We start from the raw sequence: 21,775 nt of genomic DNA on the forward strand, positions 1-21,775 counted from the left end.
CACACTCTAAAGAAGCGCTCGCTCAGTCCCACCGGAAGGTCCGGGAGACCAGGTATCCGAGGACTCCCGCCCACAACGCCAGCGACAGCGCCGCGGCCCACGGGACGACACCCTCGATGGTCGAGTTCGCCAGGCCGTTGGCCAGCGCCGCACTCGGCAGCAGACGTACGACGCCCTGCATGCCCGCGGGGTACTCGTCGACCGGCGTGAGCACCGCACCACCGACCAACAGCAGCAGATACAGCAGGTTCGCCGCGGCCAACGTCGCCTCCGCCCGCAGTAGGCCGGCCATCAGCAGACCCAGCGACGCGAAGGCACCCGTCCCACACAGCACCATCAACACCACACCGAACACGGCGTCGAAGCCCCCGGCCGGGTTCCACCCGAGCGCGAACCCAGTCCCGATCAGTACGGCGAGCTGGATCAGCTGCACGACCAGGACCGCACCGATCTTCCCGGCCAGCAGTCCGGTGCGAGACAGGGGAGAGGCGCCGAGTCGCTTGATCACGCCATACCGCCGCTCGAAGCCGGTCGCGATCGCCAGCGAGGTGAACGACGACGAAAGCACGGCCAGCGCAAGCACCCGCGGGACAGCGTCGTCGATCGGTGTCCCGTTACCCAGTGGAAGCCGGTTGCCGAGTCCGGTGCCGCCGAGGAGCAACAGCAGCCCGAGCGGGATGACGAGGGCGAGGAGCAGTTGCTCGCCGTTGCGGATGAGGAGCCTGAACTCCATCCGGGAGTGGGCCAGCACCTTCCGGGGCCAGGGGGCACTGCCCGGCCGCGGCGCATAGGTCGCGGCGGCGTCGCCCTCTGCCGTGCTCATCGGGTCTCCCGCTTCGGGGGTGCGGTCAGCTCGAGGAAGACGTCCTCGAGTGACTTGGTGTGGTGCTCTGTCAGCGCGTCCGGGGTGCCGGAGGCGATCACCTTGCCGGCGGACACCACATGGACCTGGTCCGACAGTTGCTCGGCCTCGTCCATCGCGTGGGTGGTGAGGACGACGGTCACGCCGTCGTCGCGCAGATCGCGGATCAGCTGCCAGATCTCCCGCCGGCCGTGCGGGTCCAGCCCGGTGGTCGGCTCGTCCAGGAACGCGATCTCCGGCCGGCCCACGATCGCCAGCGCGAACGACAGGCGCTGCTTCTGCCCGCCGGACAGTCGCCGGTACGGCGTCCGCCCACAGGTACCGAGGTCGAGGCGGTCGACCAGAGCCGGGATGTCGAGTGGATGGGTGTGCAGCGTGGCGACGTACCGGAGCATCTCGAGCGCGCGGACGCCGGACCAGGCGCCGCCTTCCTGCAGCATGACGCCGATCCGCGGCATCAGTTCGTCGTGGTCGGCGATCGGGTCCAGCCCGAGCACCCGGACCCGGCCGGAATCCGGCCGGCGGAAGCCCTCGCAGCTCTCCACGGTGGTGGTCTTGCCCGCACCGTTGGGGCCGAGCACGGACGTGACTGTGCCGACGGTTACGGTGAGACTGAGACCGTTCACCGCGGCCTTCTCGCCGTACCGCACGACGAGGTTGTCGATCTCCACCGCGACTGGCACGGGAGAAGTCTAGGACCGGCTCACCGCGCGCTCGGCCCGGGTCGGGCAGCGTGACGCTGGTCACGATGGCCGCCGACGCGCCGCGTGAGCGTGCGAACCGGTTAGGGGACCCTTATTTGAAGGGTCTGGTGAATTACGCGACACTGATGTTGTGAAAACTCCTGCGATGAACGGACCGGCGCCCGCGGGCGCCAGCGCCGCGCGGGACGAGTCCACTCGGGACCGGGTTGCCCGCTCGATCCTGACCAACGGTCCGTCCAGCGCCGCGGTGCTGGCGGAGCGCTTGGAGCTGACCCCGGCGGCGGTCCGCCGGCACCTCGACCACCTGCTCGACGAGGGCCTGGTCGAGTCCCGCGAGGAGCGCGTCTACGGCCCCCGCGGCCGCGGCCGCCCCGCGAAGGTCTTCGTGCTGACCGACTCCGGCCGGCACGCGTTCCACCAGGCGTACGACGACCTGGCGGCCACCGCGCTGCGGTTCATCGCCGAGTCCGGCGGTGACGAGGCGGTCGCGGAGTTCGCCCGGCGCCGGGTCGCCGAGGTGGAGCAGCGGTACCGGGAGCTGGTCGACGCGGCTCCCGAGAGCACCAAGGCGGAGGCGCTCGCCCAGGCGCTCACCGCGGACGGCTACGCCGCCTCCACGGCAAAGGCCGCGCACGGAGAGCAGCTCTGCCAGCACCACTGCCCGGTCGCGCACGTGGCCGAGCAGTTCCCCCAGTTGTGCGAGGCCGAGACCGAGGTATTCGCCCGGTTGCTCGGCAAGCACGTCCAGAGACTGGCCACCATCGCCCACGGCGACGGTGTCTGCACGACGCACATCCCCGGCCCCCAACCGGTTACTGCCCCTGTACCCGACGGCGAATCTGCGAGGACTGCACGATGACGCAAACCGCTCACCCCGAACTGGAAGGCCTCGGCAACTACCAGTACGGCTGGGCCGACTCCGACGCCGCCGGCGCGGTCGCACAGCGCGGCCTCAGCGCCGATGTGGTGCGGGGCATCTCCACGCTCAAGAACGAGCCGGAGTGGATGCTCGACCTGCGCCTGAAGGGTCTGAAGCTCTTCGACCGCAAGCCGATGCCGTCGTGGGGTGCCGACCTGTCCGGGATCGACTTCGACAACATCAAGTACTTCGTCCGGTCGACTGAGAAGCAGGCCACCAGCTGGGAAGAGCTGCCGCCGGACATCAAGAACACCTACGACAAGCTCGGCATCCCGGAGGCGGAGAAGCAGCGCCTGGTCGCCGGTGTCGCGGCGCAGTACGAGTCCGAGGTCGTCTACCACCAGATCCGTGAGGACCTGGAGGAGCAGGGCGTCATCTTCCTGGACACCGACACCGGCCTGAAGGAGCACCCGGAGCTCTTCAAGGAGTACTTCGGCTCCGTCATCCCGGTCGGCGACAACAAGTTCGCCTCGCTGAACACGGCGGTCTGGTCCGGCGGCTCGTTCATCTACGTGCCCAAGGGCGTCAAGGTGGACATCCCGCTGCAGGCCTACTTCCGGATCAACACCGAGAACATGGGCCAGTTCGAGCGGACCCTGATCATCGTCGACGAGGACGCCTACGTGCACTACGTCGAGGGCTGTACGGCGCCGATCTACAAGTCGGACTCGCTGCACTCCGCGGTGGTCGAGATCATCGTGAAGAAGGGCGCCCGCTGCCGCTACACGACGATCCAGAACTGGTCGAACAACGTCTACAACCTGGTCACCAAGCGCGCCACCTGCGAGGCCGGCGCGACGATGGAGTGGATCGACGGCAACATCGGTTCCAAGGTGACGATGAAGTACCCGGCCGTGTACCTGATGGGCGAGCACGCCAAGGGCGAGACCCTGTCGGTCGCGTTCGCCGGCGAGGGCCAGCACCAGGACGCCGGCTCCAAGATGGTGCACAACGCGCCGTACACCTCCAGCTCGATCGTGTCGAAGTCGGTGGCCCGCGGTGGCGGCCGGACGTCGTACCGGGGCCTGGTCGAGGTGGCGCCGGGGTCGCACCACAGCAAGTCCACGGTGCGCTGCGACGCGCTGCTGGTCGACACCATCAGCCGTTCGGACACCTACCCGTACGTCGACGTCCGCGAGGACGACGTGGCGATGGGGCATGAGGCGACCGTGTCCAAGGTCAGCGACGACCAGCTCTTCTACCTGATGAGCCGGGGCATGGCCGAGGACGAGGCGATGGCGATGATCGTCCGCGGCTTCATCGAGCCGATCGCCCGCGAACTCCCGATGGAGTACGCGCTGGAACTGAACCGACTGATCGAGCTGCAGATGGAAGGGGCCGTCGGCTGATGTCCGCCGCTGAAACCCTTGTTGCCACCGGTAACAAGGCGCACTCCCACGGACCGGGGTCCCTGGTCCCGTTGCAGGCCCGCAGCGAGCGGCCGACGTCGTACGACGTGGCCGACTTCGCGGTCCCGCACGGTCGCGAGGAGGAGTGGCGCTTCACCCCGGTCAAGGCGCTCAAGGCACTGTTCGCCGACGAGGCCGGCACCGAGACCCCGAAGGTCGACGCGTCCGGCCCGGACGGTGTCGTGTTCGAGACCGTCGCGGCCGACTCGCTGAAGGTCGGTACGCCGCAGGACCGTGCCGCGGCCGTCGCCTGGACCCACGCGGCCGAGGCGCTGGCGGTGCGGATCCCGGTCGAGGCCGAGCTGTCCGAGCCGGTGCACGTGAACGTCGCCAGCCTCGGCGCCCGCGGCTTCACCCACCTGATCGTGGACGCCGCCCGGCACAGCAAGGCGATCGTGATCATCGATCACACCGGCGCCGGTGAGCTGGGCAGCAACGTCGAGATCGTCGTCGGCGACGGCGCCGACCTGCGGGTCGTCTCGATCCAGCAGGCCGACCACGAGTCGATCCATCTGGCCCAGCACGACGCACTCGTCGGGCGGGACGCGCGACTGCACCACGTCGTGGTCACCCTCGGCGGCAAGATCGTCCGGGTCTCGACCAACGTCCGGTACGCCGGTCCCGGCGGTGACGCCGAGCTGGTCGGGGTGTACTTCGCCGAGTCCGGCCAGCACCACGAGAACCGGCTGTTCGTCGACCACGAGGCGCCCCAGTGCAAGAGCAACGTGCTCTACAAGGGCGCGCTGGCTGGTGACCACGCCCGCTCGGTGTGGATCGGCGACGTGCTGATCCGGGCCGCGGCCGAGGGCACCGACACCTTCGAGCTGAACCGGAACCTGGTGCTCACCGACGGCGCCCGCGCCGACTCGGTGCCGAACCTGGAGATCGAGACCGGCGAGATCGAGGGGGCCGGCCACGCCTCCGCGACCGGCCGGTTCGACGACGAGCAGCTGTTCTACCTGCAGGCCCGCGGCATCCCCGAGGACGCGGCCCGGCGGCTGGTGGTGTCCGGCTTCTTCAACGACATCATCGGCAAGCTCGGCGTCCCCGAGGTGGCCGAGCACCTGCACGACGTGATCGAGGAGAAGCTGGCCCGCACCGCCGAGCTGAGCGCTGCAGCCAAGGCGGTCATCGGACAGTGAGCGACTCGTTCGAGCGCGCTTGCGCCATCACCGACGTACCGGACGAAGGAGTCGTCCCGGTGGAGGTCGGCGGCGTCGAGGTCGCGGTCGTGAAGAGCGAGGGACAGTTCTTCGCGGTGCGGGACGAGTGCTCGCACGCGCAGATCCAGCTGTCCGAGGGTGACGTCGGCGAGTGCGAGATCGAGTGCTGGCTGCACGGCTCCCGTTTCGACCTGCGCACCGGCGAGCCGACCAGCCTGCCCGCGTACGACCCGGTGCCGGTGTATCCGGTCCGGCTGGACGGCGACGATCTGATGGTCGACGTCAAGAACCCCCTGAACCAGGCATCCCTGTAAAAGCGACGGAGACAGAAAACCTCATGGCGACACTCGAGATCCGCGACCTGCACGTGTCGGTCGACACCGAGAGCGGCCCTAAGCAGATCCTGCGCGGCGTCAACCTGACCATCAGCGGTGGCCAGACGCACGCGATCATGGGCCCGAACGGTTCCGGCAAGTCCACCCTGGCGTACTCGATCGCCGGTCACCCGAAGTACAACATCACCAGCGGCACGGTGACGTTGGACGGCGAGGACGTCCTGGACATGAAGGTCGACGAACGCGCCCGGGCCGGCCTGTTCCTGGCCATGCAGTACCCGGTCGAGGTGCCCGGTGTGTCCGTGGCGAACTTCCTCCGTACCGCCAAGACCGCCATCGATGGCGAGGCTCCGAAGCTGCGCACCTGGGTCAAGGACGTCAACAAGGCGCTGGGCGACCTCGAGATGGACCCGGACTTCGGCACCCGGAACGTGAACGAGGGCTTCTCCGGCGGTGAGAAGAAGCGGCACGAGATCGTCCAGCTGGAGCTGCTGAACCCGAAGATCGCGATCCTCGACGAGACCGACTCCGGCCTCGACATCGACGCGCTGAAGGTCGTCTCCACCGGCGTCAACCGGTTCGCTCAGCAGGGCGACAAGGGTGTCCTGCTGATCACCCACTACACCCGGATCCTGCGCTACATCAAGCCGGACTTCGTGCACGTGTTCGTCGACGGCCGGGTGGCCGAAGAGGGCGGTCCGGAGCTGGCCGAAGAGCTCGAGGCCAACGGCTACGAGCGGTTCCTCAAGGCAGGCGCGAAGTGACCGACGCCCGGACGTTCAGCAGTCCCCTGGACCTGCAGTCGGTCCGGGCGGACTTCCCCATCCTTGCTCGCGAGCTCGCGAACGGGTTCCCGCTGGTCTACCTGGACTCGGCGAACTCCTCGCAGAAGCCGCGCCAGGTGGTCCAGGCGATCGAGGACCACTACCTGAAGCACAACGCGAACGTCGCCCGGGCCATGCACCAGCTCGGTGCCGAGGCGACCGCGGCGTACGAGGGCGGCCGGGACAAGGTCGCGGCCTTCCTCGGCGCCCCCTCGCGGGACGAGATCGTCTTCACCAAGAACGCCTCCGAGGCGCTCAACCTGGCCGCGCACACCCTCGGCGCCTCGCTGAAGCCGGGCGATGTCGTGGTGATCTCCGAGATGGAGCACCACAGCAACATCGTCCCGTGGCAGCTCGCCTGTGAGCGGACCGGCGCGACGCTGAAGTGGTTCGGCGTGACCGAAGAGGGCCGGCTCGACCTCAGCAACGTCGACGAGCTGATCAACGAGAACACCAAGGTCGTCTCGCTGACCTGGGTCTCGAACGCCCTCGGCACGATCAACCCGATCACCGAGATCGCCGCCAAGGCGCACGCGGTCGGCGCGACCGTCGTCGTGGACGCGTCCCAGGCGGTGCCGCAGTTCCCGGTCGACGTATCGGCGCTCGGCGCGGACCTGCTGGTCTTCACCGGTCACAAGGTGGTCGGCCCGACCGGCATCGGTGTGCTCTGGGGCCGCTACGAACTGCTCGCCTCGTTGCCTCCTTTCCTGGGTGGCGGCGAGATGATCGAGGTCGTCCGGATGACCGGTTCGACCTACGCCGCGCCGCCGGCCCGGTTCGAGGCCGGTACGCCGCCGATCGCGCAAGCGGTCGGTCTGGGTGCGGCCATCGACTACCTGTCCGGGATCGGCATGGACAAGGTCGCCGCCCACGAGCACGCGATCGTCGAGTACGCCCTCGAAGGGCTGAAGACCGTTCCCGGGCTGACCATTCTCGGGCCGACCGACGCGACCGACCACGGTGGCGCGATCAGCTTCGAGCTGGACGGCGTCCACCCGCACGACGTGGCGACCGTGCTGGACACCCGCGGGATCGCGGTACGGGCCGGGCACCACTGTGCGCGGCCGGTGCACGAGCGGTTCGGCGTACAGTCCTCGACCCGGGCGTCCTTCTACCTCTACACGACTCCGGAGGAGGTCGAGGCGCTGGTGGACGGCCTCGGTTTCGTCCGTTCTTTCTTCAAGGTGGCTTGATGCAGCTGGACTCGCTGTACCAGGAAATCATCCTGGACCACTACCGCAGCCCCCACCACGCGGGGCTGGCGGAGCCGTACGACGTGGAGGTGCACCACGTGAACCCGTCCTGCGGGGACGAGGTCACCCTCCGGGTCGAGCTCGACGGTGACACGGTGACCGGGGTGACGCACGAGAGCGTCGGCTGCTCGATCAGTCAGGCCGCGACGTCGGTGATGACGGATCTGGTGATCGGCAAACCGGTCGCCGAGGGGATGGCGACGTACGAGAAGTTCCTCGAGCTGATGCAGGGCCGGGGGAATGTCGAGCCGGACGAAGAGGTTCTGGAGGACGGCGTCGCGTTTGCCGGCGTCGCGCAGTTCCCGGCCCGGGTGAAGTGCGCACTGCTGGGCTGGTCGGCCTGGCGGGACGCGACCGCCCAGGCTCTTGCCACGAAAGAGGGAGTGACCAATGCCTGATCAGACCGACGAGAAGATCGAGCTGCCTGACGTGGATCTCGAGGCGGCGGCTGCTCAGCCTGGTACGACGCCGCCCGCGGTCGAGGACGTGACCGAGGCGCTGAAGGACGTGGTCGACCCCGAACTCGGCATCAACGTGGTCGACCTGGGCCTGATCTACGGGATCACCGTGGACGACGCCAGTACCGCGATCATCGACATGACGCTGACGTCGGCGGCCTGCCCGCTGACCGACGTGATCGAGGACCAGACCCGGATGGCACTCGACGGCCTAGTGAACGACTTCCGGATCAACTGGGTCTGGATGCCGCCGTGGGGCCCGGAGAAGATCACCGACGACGGCCGCGACCAACTCCGCGCCCTCGGTTTCAACGTCTGAGCGTTACGCGACACAGGAGAGCCCGGGTCAGGTGGCCCGGGCTCTCGTGTCTGTTCAGAACGGTGGCGGACCCATGATCTGGATGGCGCCGGTCTTCTCGGCCGCGTCCCGGATCCGGTCGAAGTCGACCGGGATCGGCCGGCTTCCTTCCGGCGCCGGCTCGCTGGCGAGCCGGTAGAACGCTTCGTCCGTGCCCGGCGTCTGGATGGTCAGGAACCGGGTCGTCGGCGAGACGACCATGAAGGCGTGCGGCACGCCGCGGGGGATCACCACCACTCCACCCGTGGTGAGATTGCGCCGCTTTCCGTCGAGGTCGAGCTGGATCTCGCCGTCGAGGAGATAGAACGTCTCGTCCGATGCGGGGTGGACGTGGACCGGTGTCACCTTGCCCTGCTCGCCGGTGAACTCGAAGAGCAGGAAGGCGCCTCCGGTCTCGTCCGAGGTGGCCAGCCAGGTCTGCAAGCCGCCGCCGCTGAACCATCGCCGTTCGCCGTCGCCACGGTCCCGGACCGTCGCAGCCAGTGCCGTCATGTCGAACACCCCTCCCGTTCGTGGGACTCCAGTCCCATTACGAACGTACGGTACCGTGTATGCCATGTCAACGGCGTACGAGCAGTCCGGCCGGACCCGGCAGAAGCAGCGCACCCGGAACGATCTGATCGCGGCCGCGCGTGAGCTGATCACGCAGGGCGGATCGGCGCCGACCGTCGAAGCGGCCGCGGCCGCCGCATCGATCTCGCGGACCACGGCGTACCGGTACTTCCGTAGTCAGGCGGAACTGCTCGCGGCCGCCCACCCGGTGGTCGAGCTGACGTCGCTGCTGCCGGCCGACAGCGGCGACGATCCCGAGACGCGGCTCCTCGCGGTCGTCCGGGCGTTCATCGAGAGCCTGCTGGAGTACGAGCCGCAGCAGCGCACGATGCTTCGCCTGTCACTCGATCCGGCCACGCAACCCGAACAGCTGCCACTGCGGCAAGGACGTGCGATCGGGTGGTTCGAGGATGCGCTCGCACCGGCCCGGGACAGGTTGTCCGAGGCCGCGATCCGCCGGCTCGCGATCGCCGTCCGCAGCGCGGTCGGCATCGAGGCGCTCGTCTGGCTCGTCGACGTCGCGGGACTGACCCGTGCGGAGGCCGCGGAGTTGATGGAGTCCTCCGCGCGGGCCATCGTCCGGGCCGCCCTGTCCGAGGGAGCTGACGCGTGACTCGCATCGTCTCGGTGGCGCCGGAAAGGCTCGACCGCTGGCTGACCGGATTCGCGGAACGACATGGCTCGGTGTCGTACGACGTGACGCCGACCGAGGTGAGGTTAACCGCGGAAGACGGGTCGCTGGCCGTTGTCGACGTACCGTGTGCGCCGCTGCCGGACCTCAGCCGTGAAGGGCTGGTCGCGCATGTGCTGGCCGATCATCGGCTCGGGGTTCTGTTGGTACGGCGTGGTGGCTATGGCGCCGGCGTGTTTGCCGGTGGCAAGTTGATCGACTCGAAGGTCGGATCACGCCACGTGCAGGGGACGACCAAGGCCGGTGGGTGGTCGCAGCAACGGTATGCGCGGCGGCGTGACAACCAGGCCCGCGAGGCCTTCGCGGCCGCGACCGAGGTCGCCGTACGGATCCTGGCTCCGGCGCGGCTGGACGCGCTCGTCTGCGGGGGAGACCGCCGGGCCGTCGACACCGTGCTCGAGGATCCGCGGTTGAAGGATCTGGTCGGACTGGTCCGGCCGCCGTTCCTCGGCGTACCGGATCCCAAGCAGAAGGTGCTCGAGCAGGCCGGTGTGGACGCCCGTGCGATCCGGATCGAGCTGACGGACCCTCAGGAGCCGTAGAGCGCGCGGAAGTCCTCGAGCGTGCCGCGGTAGTACTCGAGGTCGTCGGTCAGCTTCGCCCGCGTCACCAGCTCGGGGTTCTGCGCGCGCGACTGGCGGCCGAAGTCGGACCAGACGGCCTCGTCCGGCACCACGTCGGCGTCTTCGGGCAGGAACTTCAGCGCCTCACCGACCGCGTCCGCGGCGGCCTCCCAGTTGAGCTCGACACTCTCCCGATCCTGGTCCGGTCCGCCGGTGTAGGCCATGTCCGCCTCCAGCGCCCGGCGCGCGTACGTCGCGGCCACCACGGCCCACTGGGCAGCGTCGACGAGCTGGGACACACCCAGGCCGAACTGTGCACCGACCGTGCGGGACGCGTCCTCGGAGGCGTAGGCGATCGAGATGTTACCGACCGGCGTCGCGAGGGTCCAGGCGTCCGCACCCTCGGTCAGGTTCCCACCGGGCACGATCGGCGCGGGCTCTCCGGTCGGCGCGGACGGGTCGGCAGCCGTCGTGAGGCTCACGTAGACCTGTGCCTCGGCCAGCGTCCTTGCGGTCAGCATCGGTTATCTCGCTCCTGTCTCTGCGCCCAGCTCGCGGTAGGTGTCGCGGACCACCAGCAACCGGTCCAGCCGGAACCGGCCCGGATCGGCGTTCCGGACCGCCTGACCTTCCGGCGTCCAGAACTCCTCTTCCGGTACGGCGTCCTGCCCGGCCGGCACGAACTTGATCACCTCGTCCACAGCCGCCCGGGCGACGGCCAGCACCTTACCGGCCTCTACCGGGTCGATGGGGACGTTGGCAGCAGCCTGATCCGCCACGTCCATCCACTGACCCGCATCGAGCAGCTCCGACGGCTCCGGACCACCGAACGTCGGCCAGCCGACCGCTCTGGTCTCCCGGGCCGGCAGACCGAACAGGTACTCACGTTCCGCGTCACAGCCTGGACAGGTCCCGGCGTAGCTGGTCGCCAGCTCGCCGTCCACTTCGATCAGGCCGTGCTCCCATGGTGTGTCGATCGAACCGCAGTCGGGGCAGGGATGCAGCTCCAGGTAGAGGTAAGCCTCGTCCCTGGTCCGCGCTACCGCGAAAGCCATACCGTCCCTCTCGTCGTCTGGCTCGGTCACGGACCCGTCAAGGACGGGCCGCTCGTGGTCGATGTGACGGTCCGGCCGGCCGCCGTACCACCGACAGTAGGCTTCGCACCCTGACCACTGGCCGGTGCCTGCTCGCGCGTCGCGGTGGAGTACGTGAGCCCCTTCAGCATCGAGTCCGGTACGCCGCTCTGCACGAGTGCGTCCGCCACCTCGGTACTGAAGTTGGCACCTGGCTCCATCGTGTTGAAGAGCTCACGCAGGTCGACGCGTCGCTCGGCCATCTGCACCAGGTCCCGGTTCAAGGTGGCGAAGGCGCTGCCGAAGCCGCCGTCGTTCACTCCGGCCATCCGCCCGTCGGGCAGTGCCTGGTAGAGGTGCTCCTTGCCGGCGTCGTCCCGAATGGACACGACCACCGGAGCCCGGTCGATCCTGGCCTGGTCGAGCGCGTTCAGCATCGGCCGGTACGGCTGGTGCTCACGTTGTCCCGCCGCGTTCACGCCGTACTCGGTGGCCCACAGGTCGGGCTCGCCGAGCTCTTCCGGGATGGCTTGCAGCAGGGCGCCGTCGAGCGAGATGTCACCGCCGGCCTCCATCTGCCGCAGGCCCTCGAGGTACTCGTGGTACAGCATCCGCACGTAATACTCGCCCCGCGCGGTGTCCCGCAGGTGCGTCGTGTTCTTGGTCCGCGGAGTGCCGCGGCCCTTGTCCGTGAGCTGGTCGACGGTGACGTCGTACACGACCGGAACCCGCACGGTGACCAGGTCACCGTTCCGGAACGCGCTGGTCTCGAGCCGGGTGCCGTGGGAGTCCGAGGACTGTTCCTTGACTTGCTCGCCGACCGCGCCGCTGACCGAGATGATGCCGCGGCCGGCGCCACCGGTCGCGGTGACCGGCCCGAGGTGGTTCCCGGTGGTGGAGCTCTTCGCCTGGTGCTGCTCGCGCCAGACACTGCCGGACTGGCCGGGAACCGGCTTGCTGACGAGTTTCCAGCCGACCGCCCTGGCGTTGATCTGTACGGCGACCGTGGTCCGGCCGTTGCCGGCGGCGGACATCGGCTCGAGCTTGAGACCGCCCGGGCTGGTCAGTTCCTGAAAGCCGGCCTCCATCGCACTCGGCTTCAGCTGGGACCCGACCGCCGCCTCGTGCAGGGCCAGGCCCGCGGGCCCGAGGACGTCGCGCCGGCCGAGATGTGCGGTGATCCGGTTGTACAGCTCGTCCTGGACCGTCTCGCCCTTGCGGTACGGGAGCATGGATTCGACGGCTGCTCCCGCGGGCAGATCCACGTGCCGGTGATCGGCCTGGAATTCCGTGGCGGCCTGCTGGGTGCCGGTTTCGGGAGGATCCTCGACCACGCCGCGGGGCACGAAAGCGGTGAGCTCGGCGCGCATCTCCTCCGGCTGGGCGGCCGTGGTCTGCGCGGCCGGCACTGTCCGGTTGAGCCGCCACCGCGCACTTCCCATCGCCGCCGCACCGGCGTTGTGGATGCGCTCCACCTCGGTGGTGAAAACGATCGTCCGGTAGACCGGGGTGAGGTCGAAGTCCCCGGTCCGGTCGATCGTGGTGGTCTGCTCGCTGCTGCCGGCGCTGACCTGTCGGGTCCGGTCGGTGCCGGCGCCGCCCGACATCGCCGCACCCTCGGTGTCTTCGTGCTTGCCCTCCACGCCGCCGGAGTACGTCGTGCTGTGGCTGGTCGACCGGTCCCGGCCCCGGTACTTGTACTTCTGGACCAGCCCGATCGCAGCAGCCTTGGAGAGGCCGGCGGTGCCGTCGACAGTGACGTCACCCACGAACCGGGCCTTGACTTTGACCACCAGGATGTCGGGCTGAGCCTGGCCCTCGACCGGGATCTCGATCGGGGCAGAGAATCCGCGCGGACCGAGCATGTCGACCAGGTGACCTTGATAGCTGTCCGCGGCGAGGTTGGTGTCGAGCATCGACCGGAGCAGGGGTTCGTCGGCCAGCAGCCCGGGCGCCACCTGCTCGAGTTGCTGGTGGAGCTGGGGGATGAGATCGACGTCGAACTCGGTTCCCTCTTGCTTGACCATGTACAGCTGGCTCGAGCCGAGGGTGGTGTCGTACGACTCCGGCAGACCCACGACGCGCCGGGTTTCGGCTGTCTGCTGGATGCGGACCAGGTTCTCCTCGAGCTTCTCCTGGGCAGTTGCGGCGGTGGACTCCTGAACCCCGGTCTTCTCCAGCACCCGCTGGTTCAGGCGCTCATCGGTGTGCTCGGCCGGGAGACCGGTGTCCACACCGGCCTTCTGCAGTTTGTAGCGGCGGACGAACGCCGCCGCGGTACGCGGACTGAGCTCGAGCTTCCTGGTCAGGTACCGCTCGGCAACGTCCGCGGCGATCGGCAGCGGCAGGTCGAACTTCCCGGCGCCGTAGAGCTCGAGGGCCTCGAACTCGGGCAGCGTCTTCTGCACCAGCGCGTCCTGCAGCGGCACGTTCTGGACGATCTGGTCGCCCTGGAGTACGTCGGCCACCATCCGGCGCTTCTCGATCAACTCGTAGTGGACGCCGTCGTTGACCCGCAGCCGTTCCTCGCCGGACGTCTGGCCGGTGCCGGTCGACTGCGACTTGCCGCCCACCCTGCCGACGCCGAGTTTGCCGCTGAGTGCCGACTTGTCCGCATCGGCCATCCCGGCACCGACCTCGCCGGAGACCCCGCCGGAGGCCGAGGTGCCCGAGCTGTGGCCGACATCGCTCATGGTGAAGTTGATGTTGGCCGTGTTCTGGTCGTTCATCGCGGCGAACGTGTGGCTGACGGCCTCGCTGCGGATGACGACCTTGTACTCCTGCGGCAGCAGCGTCCCGTCCGCGAGCGCCTGAGCCGGAGTCCCTGGTGGCGGAGTGATAACCAGCGGCAGCTCGTACCTGCCGTTCAGCCACTCCGTGTTGGAGACCAGGCTCTCCGAGGACAGCGCGGCATGCAGCTGCACGAAGCCGGTGGTGTCCCCGCGGATCGCGTCCACCGCGGTGAACAGCCGGTCGGCCGGGTTGCCGGCGTCCACCGCTTCGGGAATGGACCGGCGGACGGCTTCCGGGTGCGGCGGCATCGGGTTGGCCTCGAACACCAACGGCTCGGCCCTGGCCAACGTGCTGTCGTACGGCAGCAGCACGCTGCCCCAGACGTCGGCCAGCGGTTCGGAGTCGCCGTCCTCGGCGGTCACCTCGGTGAAGGTGATCCGCATGTCCGGACGGACGTGGTCGGTCTCGCCGGTGCTCTCGTTCAGCGTCACCCGGTTCACCCGGGTGCCGAGGCTCCAGTTGAAGCTCCGGCCGATCGCGCTCCGGCTCAGCTTGAGGCCCAGCTTGGCGGTCCAGCCCCGCTGTCCGGCGTCGGGGCCGTCCTTGACGCCGGCACCGGCCGAGATCGGCACGCCCTTCGCCCGGCCGGAGGTCTGCTGAGTGGCCCGTGAGCTGATGCCGAGCCGGGCGAGGAATCTCGACCCGGTGCTGCCGGCCGGCTCCGGGTTGTCGTAGTCCAGTTCGGTGGACAACCGGAAGACGCGGTTCCGGGGCACCTGGCCCAAGCGGTGGTCGACGAGCTGGACCAGCAGGCCGGACTGGCAGGTCGTGTTCATCGCGCCCGCGATCCGGTCGGCGCGGATGGTGCGGTCCACCCGGTCGTAGTTGTCCAGCTGGGCGGCCAGCCGACGCCGCCGGAACGGATCCGACGGCAACTCCTGCCAGAGAGGCTCGAAGTCGTCGCCGAGCGGTGGTATCAGACCCATCTCGCTCAGCTTGGTCAGCGCCTGCTCGCGGGCTTCCTTGACACCCTCGAGTTCCGAGGGCAGCGACTTGCCCGGACCACGCAGCTTGTTCTCACCATTGCCATGCCAAGGCGGCAGCTTCTGCTGTCCGGTCGGCGGCTCGGGGTCGCCGAGCAGCAGCGCCCGCCCGTGCTGGTCGAGCCGGATGTCGCCGTTCTCGTCACGCAGTACGGCGTCCGCGGGGCCTGGTGCACCGGCACGCAGCAGGCGGTTGGCCGTGACCCGCAGCTTCGCCTCGCAGATGTCGGTGATGACCACCGGCTCGGCCTCGGGCTTGTCGAGCTTGCGCAGGGTCGCGGTCACCTTGAGGGGAACCAGGACGCCCTGGGTCGGGGCCATGTCGCGGTCGACCACCGGTGTGATGGCCGTCGTACTCACGTTCTGGCCGCCCTGGCGGGACACGTTCCGCCCGGCCGAGGCGTTCGGCGAGAGGTCCATGGTGGTCGAGCCGAGGTCGTCCAACGCCGTCGGGCTGGGCAGGTAGGCCGGAACCGGCTGGGCGGGGTCGAACGGCCGGCCTGGGAAGGCCAGCGTCGCCGACGCGGACTGCCGGTCACCCTGCTGGCGTTGAAGCCGGCGAAGTCGACCTGGACCATCTCCTGGCCCTCGTCACCGGTGCACTCGCCGACGAGTACGGCCTTGCTCCAGTCCGGCTCGACCTTCATGGTGAGCTCGTACTCCGAGTCGCCGTCGATCCGGATCGAACGGCTGAGGCCGCCGGTCCGGGCCATGTCCCCGAGAAGCCGGTACGGGTCCTCGGTGACGAGCTGGCTGATGGCGTCGTACCCGGTACGGTCGATCCGGCCGAACCGCTCCCGCGCCTGGGTGACCAGGCGGTCGTTGACGCTGTGCAGACCGCTGATCCGGGTGACCGTGTGCCGCGGGAACTCGTCGGTGACGTCGCCACCATGGCCGAGCTGCTCCAGCGTGACGGTCTCGGTCTGCGCCTTCACCGTGTACGGGCTCGGCACCCAGGTCAGCTGCTCACCGGCGTCGAACGTGCGGGCCTCGGACCACGGCTCTGTGGGTGAATCGCGAACCTGGATCTCGAACTCGCCGGTCCAGCGGTAAGGCAGCGATTCACCCTTGTGTACGTCGACCCACCCGAGCTGACCGTGCACGCTCGCACCGGCGGTCACACTCTCGGTGTGGCCCGTGGTCATGTCGGCGCGGGGTGAGAACACCTGCGATGCCGCGTGGACGGTGCTGCCCACCGGGGCCAGCGTCATGAACGGCTGCAGGTCGACGCCGTAGCTGATGCTCGACGAGTGGGTGTTGGTGATGGCGTTGGCCTGACCGCCCTCGCCGAGGGTGCCGGACATCTGTTCGGCGAGGGTGTAGTCCAGACCCCTCACTTCGGTCACGTTGCGGGCCGTCATCCGGACCCGGACCTGTTTGACCTTCTTGACGTCGTCATCGGCGTCGCCGGCGACGTTGAAGACCATGCCGTCGGAGAACAACCGGCGGTACTGGGCAGCCGGCATCGGGACCGGGCCCCGGTTGGAGATCTGCGGGCTACTGCCGCGTGCGACCAGCCCGAGATCCTCAGGCTCACGCAGCATCGCGTTGATCTCGGCGATCGGCAGGTCCAGCCGCTCGTCGGACGGTACCCCGGTCTCCAGATGGTCGACCGGTAGCGCATCCAGCAGGCTCGCCTGGTAGACGTCGGTCTGCCTGGCTGCTTCCCGGGCCAGAACCTCGATCTGCTCCGGTTGGTGATTCGGATCGTCGAGCTGAGCGAGCAAGGCCTGGTACCCGGCCAGCGCCTTGCCGGCGTCGTCCGCCGCCTGCTGGTAGCTGTGCCCGATCTCGGTGTGGCGACGCCCCTTGGCGAAGGCGGCGACCGCATCCGCCCGCAGCCGCCGGGCCCGCTCCGGTGCGCCGCGGTCCTTGAGCATGGCCTCGGCCTCGGCCTGGTCCACTTTCCCGGTGCCTTGGTCGGCGGCGTCCGCGGCACTGGTCGTCTTGTCGGCCGCCTGCGCTTTGAGATCCGTGACGGCGGCCTCGAGCCATGCGATCTGCTCGGAGACTTGCTGCCGGAGGTGGCCGGGGGTGTTCGGAGCCGGGGTGGCTGCGGTGACGGCGCGTTCGGCGGCGAAGCCTTCGACGGCCGCGGCGGGGGAGTACGTCGTTTCGTTCGCCCACGGGCGTTCGGGCCGGCTGCCGCTGCGGCGCTCGATCGTGGTCGCCAGGCCCTCGATGTCGCGTTCCAGGTCCTGCACGCTGAGCGGACTGGTCGGCCGGCCCTCGCGGGCCAGTTGCCAGTCGCTGGACAGCTTGCGGTAAACGGCGAGATCGGCATTGATCCGGCGATCGCGCCGTTCGTGACTGAAGGCCGACCGGAGTCTGCCGAGGACTCCCGTCGGCCGGTTGGCTCGCGCCGCCTCCTGCTGCTGGGTCATCAGGCTGAGCTGATGAACCCAGACAGCTTCGTACTGATGCGGGGGCAGCCCGGGCTTGATCCGCAGTACGTGCGGATCGTTCGCCGTACCCGAGCGGAGCCGGCCCTGGGCAGTCACCCGGCGGTCGGTCGGCAGGACCTCCACCCGGATGTACTGCGGTGAGTCGCTCGAGGTGGTGGTGATAGCGGCCCGCCGGGACTGCATGTTGACGACCGGCCGGCTGGTGACGGTCGCGCCCAGGGCAGGCTCGTCCAGCCGCGTCAGCGCCGCGAGAGCGGCCAGCTCGCTCTGACCCGGATCGAGACCGGGCAGGCTGGTAGCCGAACTCGTCCCGCGGACCTGTCGGGTGACCGTCGGGGGTAGCGACGCGCGGCGGTGGCTTCCGCCGACCCGCGGTCGCCGGCTGGGCTGCGTCGCGTTGATGGCGAGCAGTCCGGCGTCTTGGCTGATCCGCTGAGCGGCCGAGACGATCTCGGTGGCGACCGGCACCCTGGGCTCGCCCGGCAACGACCGAAGTCGTGCTGCCGCGTCCTTGGATTCCTGCGCCGCCAGCCGCAGCGCGAGGCGAAGCATGGCCTCACCCTCGGTACGGCGCGACTGGTCCAGCCCCGGAGTGCGCAGCAGCCGGTCGAGTGCGTCGGTGGCTCCGGCCTCTGGAGACTCGCCCCGGGACCGGGCGATCTCCGCGCCCAGCACGCCGACGGCTTCGGCGAGCATCCGCGCGTCACTGGCGCGGTCCTCCGCCCGGCTCTGGAACCGCGCTTCCATCGCCCGCACGATGTGGGCCGGCAGTACGTCGTCGCGGCCGGTCAACCAGACCCGGCCGTCACGCAGCGGTACGGCCGACGGCGAGACGATCCCCAAAGCGGTGCCGATCGTCGCGCGGGCGCGCGCCGCCGGATCCGGGGCGGTGAAAGTTGGGGTCGTCAGTCGACCCACCCCCTCCCGTTCGCGCCTCGGTGATCACCAGTTGTCACCGAGACCTCGTGGTTCCGGAATTTAGCAAACTTTCGGTTACCAGCCAGCCACTCAGCTCACCCAAGCTGTTAACGATTTACCTGCGCTGCGCCTCCTACGATCGTCACATGACCGACCGGTTGGGATTGTCTGAGTGGAGTGTCCCCGAGGCCCGGAGCCTGGTGGCCCAGTTGCGGCACGTGGCCACCACCGGTCCGGAGTACGACGCCGTCGAGTTGTTCCTCGCTCTGTGTGACTACCTCGACCGGCTCCACGGTTCCGTCGGATTCGACCGGCTGCTGCCCGATCCGGAGCGGTCCGCGCTGGCCGGCGCCGTACGGCGGGTTCGCGGTAGGTCCGTCGTACCGGATGAGGACGGCGAGCGACTCGTGCAGCCGGTGAACGCGGCCGTCACGCTCGCCGAGGGACGGGCGCTCGCGACGCAGCTCGAAGGCGCCGACGGATGGCAGCGCGAGGTCGGGCTCGGACTGCAGGGACTGTTTAGTTATCTAGACCAGTTGTACGGCGGGCCGGGGGCCTTCACCGACCTGTTGACGTCGGAGGAACAGGAGCGGGTCGCGAGCCGGTAACGGCGCTGGCCGCGTGTCCCGGATGGCACCTCGCTGCCACTACGGTAGGGCGCGTGAGTCTCTCGTCCTCCACGCGTACTTCCTCCCAAGGCACCCGCGGAACGGGCAGATCGGCAGGCAGTGGTCCAAACCGCCTGCCGGGCAGCCGGGAACGCCGTCCCGCCTTGGCCGCCCTCGCCGTCATCCTGATCCTGCTGGGCGCGGCCGGGTCCGCCCTGATCGCGGTGAACAGTGGCAACCGGTCCGACTTCGTCGCGATCGCCGCCGACCAACTCGAACCCGGTCACAAACTGGAGCGAAAGGATCTGTCCCGCGGAGACCTGGCCGGCGCGACCGGTGGCATGATCCCGTGGTCGGAGGCCGAGGCCTACATCGGCCAATACACGACGACGACGCTCTACAAGGACCAGTTCCTCACGCCGGCCAACTTGACCAAGTCGCCGCCCATCCCGGCCGGCGGTGCGCTGGTGGGCGTGAGTTTGGAAGGCGGTCGCGCGCCGTCGGACGGGATCGGTGTCGGCGACATCGTGCAAGTGATCCGCGTTCCTACCGCGAACCAGGACGCCTCGCCGGCCACGCCGTTGGTCGCGGCAGCCGAGGTGACGGCCAGCTCGGGGGCGATCGCGGACGCGAAGACCAACGCCAACACCACCCTGAACGTGACCGTCCTGGTCCCAAGTGACAAGGCGACCGCAGTCGCGGCGGCCGCGGCGGCGAAGACGCTGGTCCTGGTGAAGCTCAGCCCGGCCACCAAGCCCGAGGTCTCCCGCACCGACGGAGCTGGTTGATGGCTCTGGTGGCACTGGCTAGCGCAAAGGGCTCGCCCGGGGTGACGACCGCCAGTCTCGTCTTCGGTGCGCTCTGGCCGCGGCAGGTGCTGTTGGCTGAGTGCGACCCGGCCGGCAGCGACGTCGCGGTCCGGATGACCGCACCGGGAGGCGCGCCACTGAACTCGGACCGCGGTCTGGTCAGTCTGGCCGCAGCCAGCCGTAAAGGCCTCAGTGACGAGGTGATCCTCGCGCACAGCCAGCAGCTCGACGGTGGACTCGACGTCATGCTGGGTGTTCGTTCACCCGAGCAGGTCGGCGGTATGGGCGGCCTGTGGCATCCGCTCGGCATCTCGTTCAACCAGATGCAGCACGGCGACGTACTGGCCGACTGTGGTCGCATCGGCGCGTCGTCCCCGCAACTGCCCATCGTCCAGTCCGCTCGCCTCGTAGTCCTTGTCTGTACGGCGACTGGCTCGTCGGTGGCGCATCTGCGCGAGCGACTGGCGTCACTGGTGCACCATGTCGACGCACAGCTCGGTGTGGTCGTGGTGGCGGACCCGAAGCGGCGTGACGCGGTCAAGCAGGTGTGGACTGTGCTGGACGCCATGTCCGTGCCAGTGCGGCACAGGTGGCACCTGGCCTACGACCCGATGGGTGCGGCGTTCTTCGACGGGCGCGGTCACGGCCGGCTCGACAAGACGCAGCTGATCCGGTCCGCGACCGACATCACCGCGGAGATGGCCGCGCTGGTCGCGGCGCCGCCGCAGCACGAGTTCGACATGGCGCAGGCCGCCTTCCCACCGCAGGAGTGGGATAGATGAGCGCCGATCAGGAGCTGGTCCGCAAGCTGCGGGTCCAGGTTGCCGAGCGACTGAACGAACAGCGTCGCCGCGACCAGGTGAACGGCGTACCGCCGATGAGTGCCGAGGACGAGCGTGAGTACGCCCGCTCGCTGATCGTGCAGGTGCTCGAGGACCATGCCCGCTACGAGCTGGCCGAGGGCCGGACACCGCCTACGCCGGACGACGACGCACAGATCGCCGGCGCGATCCACTCGGCGCTGTTCGGGGTCGGCCGGCTCCAGCCGCTGATCGACGACCCCGAGGTCGAGAACATCGACATCAACGGCTGCGACCAGGTCTTCGTCCAGTACGGCGACGGTCGCGAGGAGAACCCGGGTCCGGTCGCCGAGAGCGACGAGGAACTGGTCGAGCTGATCCAGGTGCTGGCCGCCCACGCGGGCCTGACCAGCCGCCCGTTCGACTCGGCCAACCCGCAACTCGACCTCCGGCTGCCGGATGGATCCCGGTTGTCCGCCGTCATGGGCGTCACCGCGCGTCCGGCCGTGTCGATCCGCCGGGCTCGCCTCGGCCGCGTGTTCCTGCGCGATCTGGTTGCCAACGGCACCATGTCCGACGACGTCGGGTCCTTTCTGCGGTCGGCGGTCGCGGCCCGGAAGAACATCATGATCGCGGGCGCGACGAACTCCGGGAAGACGACACTGCTGCGTGCGCTGGCGAACGAGATCCCGCGGCACGAGCGGCTGATCACGGTGGAGCGCTCGCTCGAGCTCGGCCTTGGCGAGTTCAAGGACCTGCACCCGAACGTGGTCGCGTTCGAGGAGCGGCTACCGAACTCCGAGGGCGTCGGCGAGGTCAGCATGGCCGACCTGGTCCGCCGTTCGCTCCGGATGAACCCGAGCCGCGTCATCGTCGGTGAGGTGCTCGGCGACGAGATCGTCACCATGCTGAACGCGATGAGCCAGGGCAACGACGGCTCGCTGTCGACGATCCACTCGAACAGCTCGGTCGAGGTGTTCAACCGGATCAGCACCTACGCGATCCAGGCGAGGGAACGGCTGCCGATGGAGGCCACCCAGATGCTGATCTCCGGTGCGCTCGACTTCGTCGTGTTCGTCCGCAAGCAGAACGACTACCAGCGCGGCGGCGGCCTGAGCCGGTACATCGAGAGCATCCGTGAGGTGACCGGCTGGGACGGCCGGGTGCTGTCCGGTGAGGTGTTCGCACCGGGCGCGGACGGCCGGGCGGCCGCACACGCGCCGATCGCCTGCATGGATGAACTCGAGCACTTCGGGTATCAGCCGCTCGTGCACGGAAGCTGGGCGTGAGGTGAG

General features: G+C 69.1%; 21 protein-coding genes. 14 read left to right on the forward strand and 7 right to left on the reverse strand.

Going from position 1 to position 21,775, the window contains the following annotated elements; genetic code table 11:
• Positions 1-22: 22 nt before the first annotated feature.
• Together V9K99_RS24355 and V9K99_RS24360 are read right to left on the reverse strand one after the other, a co-directional pair.
• Positions 23-823, reverse strand: a complete 801-nt coding sequence (locus V9K99_RS24355; RefSeq protein ID WP_337004134.1) for an ABC transporter permease — start codon at positions 821-823, stop codon at positions 23-25.
• Entirely contained in the window at positions 820-1,545 is a 726-nt protein-coding gene (locus V9K99_RS24360; RefSeq protein ID WP_337004136.1) for an ABC transporter ATP-binding protein, read from the reverse strand. Before V9K99_RS24360 ends, V9K99_RS24355 begins: the two co-directional genes overlap by 4 nt.
• Before the next feature lie 166 nt (positions 1,546-1,711).
• Here V9K99_RS24360 and V9K99_RS24365 point away from each other — a divergent pair, with 166 nt between their 5' ends.
• Genes V9K99_RS24365 through V9K99_RS24400 form a run of 8 tightly spaced genes read left to right on the forward strand, consistent with a single transcriptional unit; the run spans position 1,712 to position 8,246 of the window.
• Positions 1,712-2,425, forward strand: coding sequence for a helix-turn-helix transcriptional regulator (locus V9K99_RS24365; protein ID WP_337004138.1), 714 nt, complete (start codon positions 1,712-1,714; stop codon positions 2,423-2,425).
• Positions 2,422-3,834, forward strand: a complete 1,413-nt coding sequence (sufB, locus tag V9K99_RS24370; RefSeq protein ID WP_337004140.1) for a Fe-S cluster assembly protein SufB — start codon at positions 2,422-2,424, stop codon at positions 3,832-3,834. Before V9K99_RS24365 ends, sufB begins: the two co-directional genes overlap by 4 nt.
• Positions 3,834-5,036 carry a Fe-S cluster assembly protein SufD gene (gene sufD / locus V9K99_RS24375; protein WP_337004141.1) on the forward strand — a complete coding sequence of 401 codons (1,203 nt, stop codon included), beginning with the start codon at positions 3,834-3,836 and terminating at the stop codon, positions 5,034-5,036. The genes sufB and sufD overlap by 1 nt, the downstream gene beginning before the upstream one ends.
• Entirely contained in the window at positions 5,033-5,371 is a 339-nt protein-coding gene (locus tag V9K99_RS24380; RefSeq protein ID WP_337004143.1) for a non-heme iron oxygenase ferredoxin subunit, read from the forward strand. Before sufD ends, V9K99_RS24380 begins: the two co-directional genes overlap by 4 nt.
• A gap of 23 nt (positions 5,372-5,394) precedes the next feature.
• Complete coding sequence (sufC, locus tag V9K99_RS24385; protein ID WP_337004145.1) at positions 5,395-6,156, forward strand: Fe-S cluster assembly ATPase SufC; 762 nt, start codon at positions 5,395-5,397, stop codon at positions 6,154-6,156.
• Positions 6,153-7,409 carry a cysteine desulfurase gene (locus tag V9K99_RS24390; RefSeq protein WP_337004147.1) on the forward strand — a complete coding sequence of 419 codons (1,257 nt, stop codon included), beginning with the start codon at positions 6,153-6,155 and terminating at the stop codon, positions 7,407-7,409. Before sufC ends, V9K99_RS24390 begins: the two co-directional genes overlap by 4 nt.
• Positions 7,409-7,867, forward strand: coding sequence for a Fe-S cluster assembly sulfur transfer protein SufU (gene sufU, locus V9K99_RS24395; RefSeq protein WP_337004149.1), 459 nt, complete (start codon positions 7,409-7,411; stop codon positions 7,865-7,867). The genes V9K99_RS24390 and sufU overlap by 1 nt, the downstream gene beginning before the upstream one ends.
• Positions 7,860-8,246, forward strand: a complete 387-nt coding sequence (locus tag V9K99_RS24400; protein ID WP_337004150.1) for a metal-sulfur cluster assembly factor — start codon at positions 7,860-7,862, stop codon at positions 8,244-8,246. Before sufU ends, V9K99_RS24400 begins: the two co-directional genes overlap by 8 nt.
• A 54-nt stretch (positions 8,247-8,300) precedes the next feature.
• Here the strand turns inward: V9K99_RS24400 and V9K99_RS24405 are convergent, their stop codons facing one another.
• Complete coding sequence (locus V9K99_RS24405) at positions 8,301-8,777, reverse strand: quercetin 2,3-dioxygenase (RefSeq protein WP_337004152.1); 477 nt, start codon at positions 8,775-8,777, stop codon at positions 8,301-8,303.
• A 64-nt stretch (positions 8,778-8,841) separates the two neighbouring features.
• Between V9K99_RS24405 and V9K99_RS24410 the strand changes: the two genes are divergently transcribed.
• Positions 8,842-9,450 (forward strand): TetR/AcrR family transcriptional regulator, encoded by a 609-nt coding sequence (locus V9K99_RS24410; RefSeq protein ID WP_337004154.1) that lies wholly within the window; start codon positions 8,842-8,844, stop codon positions 9,448-9,450.
• The gene (locus tag V9K99_RS24415) at positions 9,447-10,070 is read left to right on the forward strand and encodes an acVLRF1 family peptidyl-tRNA hydrolase (protein WP_337004156.1); all 624 of its coding nucleotides are present in this window, start codon (positions 9,447-9,449) and stop codon (positions 10,068-10,070) included. Before V9K99_RS24410 ends, V9K99_RS24415 begins: the two co-directional genes overlap by 4 nt.
• Here V9K99_RS24415 and V9K99_RS24420 read toward each other — a convergent pair.
• From V9K99_RS24420 to V9K99_RS24435, 4 genes are read right to left on the reverse strand one after another with little or no spacing between them, the layout of a single operon-like run.
• Positions 10,058-10,612: a hypothetical protein gene (locus V9K99_RS24420; RefSeq protein WP_337004158.1), complete on the reverse strand. Its 555-nt coding sequence runs from the start codon at positions 10,610-10,612 to the stop codon at positions 10,058-10,060. The two genes, V9K99_RS24415 and V9K99_RS24420, sit on opposite strands and share 13 nt — an antisense overlap.
• Before the next feature lie 3 nt (positions 10,613-10,615).
• Complete coding sequence (locus V9K99_RS24425) at positions 10,616-11,146, reverse strand: hypothetical protein (protein ID WP_337004160.1); 531 nt, start codon at positions 11,144-11,146, stop codon at positions 10,616-10,618.
• 26 nt (positions 11,147-11,172) lie between these two features.
• Positions 11,173-15,360, reverse strand: a complete 4,188-nt coding sequence (locus V9K99_RS24430; protein ID WP_337004161.1) for a hypothetical protein — start codon at positions 15,358-15,360, stop codon at positions 11,173-11,175.
• Entirely contained in the window at positions 15,297-18,263 is a 2,967-nt protein-coding gene (locus V9K99_RS24435; RefSeq protein ID WP_337004163.1) for a hypothetical protein, read from the reverse strand. The genes V9K99_RS24430 and V9K99_RS24435 overlap by 64 nt, the downstream gene beginning before the upstream one ends.
• Positions 18,264-18,409: 146 nt before the next feature.
• Between V9K99_RS24435 and V9K99_RS24440 the strand changes: the two genes are divergently transcribed.
• The 4 genes from V9K99_RS24440 (at position 18,410) to V9K99_RS24455 (ending at position 21,769) form a co-directional block, all read left to right on the forward strand.
• The gene (locus V9K99_RS24440; protein WP_337004165.1) at positions 18,410-18,871 is read left to right on the forward strand and encodes a hypothetical protein; all 462 of its coding nucleotides are present in this window, start codon (positions 18,410-18,412) and stop codon (positions 18,869-18,871) included.
• A 164-nt stretch (positions 18,872-19,035) separates the two neighbouring features.
• A complete protein-coding gene (locus V9K99_RS24445) occupies positions 19,036-19,659 on the forward strand; it encodes a hypothetical protein (protein WP_337004166.1) in 624 nt (207 codons plus the stop codon).
• Positions 19,659-20,462, forward strand: coding sequence for a hypothetical protein (locus tag V9K99_RS24450; RefSeq protein WP_337004168.1), 804 nt, complete (start codon positions 19,659-19,661; stop codon positions 20,460-20,462). The genes V9K99_RS24445 and V9K99_RS24450 overlap by 1 nt, the downstream gene beginning before the upstream one ends.
• A complete protein-coding gene (locus V9K99_RS24455) occupies positions 20,459-21,769 on the forward strand; it encodes a CpaF family protein (protein ID WP_337004170.1) in 1,311 nt (436 codons plus the stop codon). Before V9K99_RS24450 ends, V9K99_RS24455 begins: the two co-directional genes overlap by 4 nt.
• Positions 21,770-21,775 lie beyond the last annotated feature (6 nt).

This window comes from Kribbella sp. CCNWLW201, assembly GCF_037203805.1.
GTDB lineage: Bacteria > Actinomycetota > Actinomycetes > Propionibacteriales > Kribbellaceae > Kribbella.

What these genes read in the sequence shown, in the direction of transcription:
- V9K99_RS24355 (WP_337004134.1), bottom strand. Translation starts at nt 823, where the DNA reads ATGAGCACGGCAGAGGGCGACGCCGCCGCGACCTATGCGCCGCGGCCG.
- V9K99_RS24365 (WP_337004138.1), top strand. Translation starts at nt 1,712, where the DNA reads ATGAACGGACCGGCGCCCGCGGGCGCCAGCGCCGCGCGGGACGAGTCC.
- sufB (WP_337004140.1), top strand. Translation starts at nt 2,422, where the DNA reads ATGACGCAAACCGCTCACCCCGAACTGGAAGGCCTCGGCAACTACCAG.
- sufD (WP_337004141.1), top strand. Translation starts at nt 3,834, where the DNA reads ATGTCCGCCGCTGAAACCCTTGTTGCCACCGGTAACAAGGCGCACTCC.
- sufC (WP_337004145.1), top strand. Translation starts at nt 5,395, where the DNA reads ATGGCGACACTCGAGATCCGCGACCTGCACGTGTCGGTCGACACCGAG.
- sufU (WP_337004149.1), top strand. Translation starts at nt 7,409, where the DNA reads ATGCAGCTGGACTCGCTGTACCAGGAAATCATCCTGGACCACTACCGC.
- V9K99_RS24400 (WP_337004150.1), top strand. Translation starts at nt 7,860, where the DNA reads ATGCCTGATCAGACCGACGAGAAGATCGAGCTGCCTGACGTGGATCTC.
- V9K99_RS24405 (WP_337004152.1), bottom strand. Translation starts at nt 8,777, where the DNA reads ATGACGGCACTGGCTGCGACGGTCCGGGACCGTGGCGACGGCGAACGG.
- V9K99_RS24410 (WP_337004154.1), top strand. Translation starts at nt 8,842, where the DNA reads ATGTCAACGGCGTACGAGCAGTCCGGCCGGACCCGGCAGAAGCAGCGC.
- V9K99_RS24420 (WP_337004158.1), bottom strand. Translation starts at nt 10,612, where the DNA reads ATGCTGACCGCAAGGACGCTGGCCGAGGCACAGGTCTACGTGAGCCTC.
- V9K99_RS24425 (WP_337004160.1), bottom strand. Translation starts at nt 11,146, where the DNA reads ATGGCTTTCGCGGTAGCGCGGACCAGGGACGAGGCTTACCTCTACCTG.
- V9K99_RS24430 (WP_337004161.1), bottom strand. Translation starts at nt 15,360, where the DNA reads ATGGACCTCTCGCCGAACGCCTCGGCCGGGCGGAACGTGTCCCGCCAG.
- V9K99_RS24440 (WP_337004165.1), top strand. Translation starts at nt 18,410, where the DNA reads ATGACCGACCGGTTGGGATTGTCTGAGTGGAGTGTCCCCGAGGCCCGG.
- V9K99_RS24450 (WP_337004168.1), top strand. Translation starts at nt 19,659, where the DNA reads ATGGCTCTGGTGGCACTGGCTAGCGCAAAGGGCTCGCCCGGGGTGACG.
- V9K99_RS24455 (WP_337004170.1), top strand. Translation starts at nt 20,459, where the DNA reads ATGAGCGCCGATCAGGAGCTGGTCCGCAAGCTGCGGGTCCAGGTTGCC.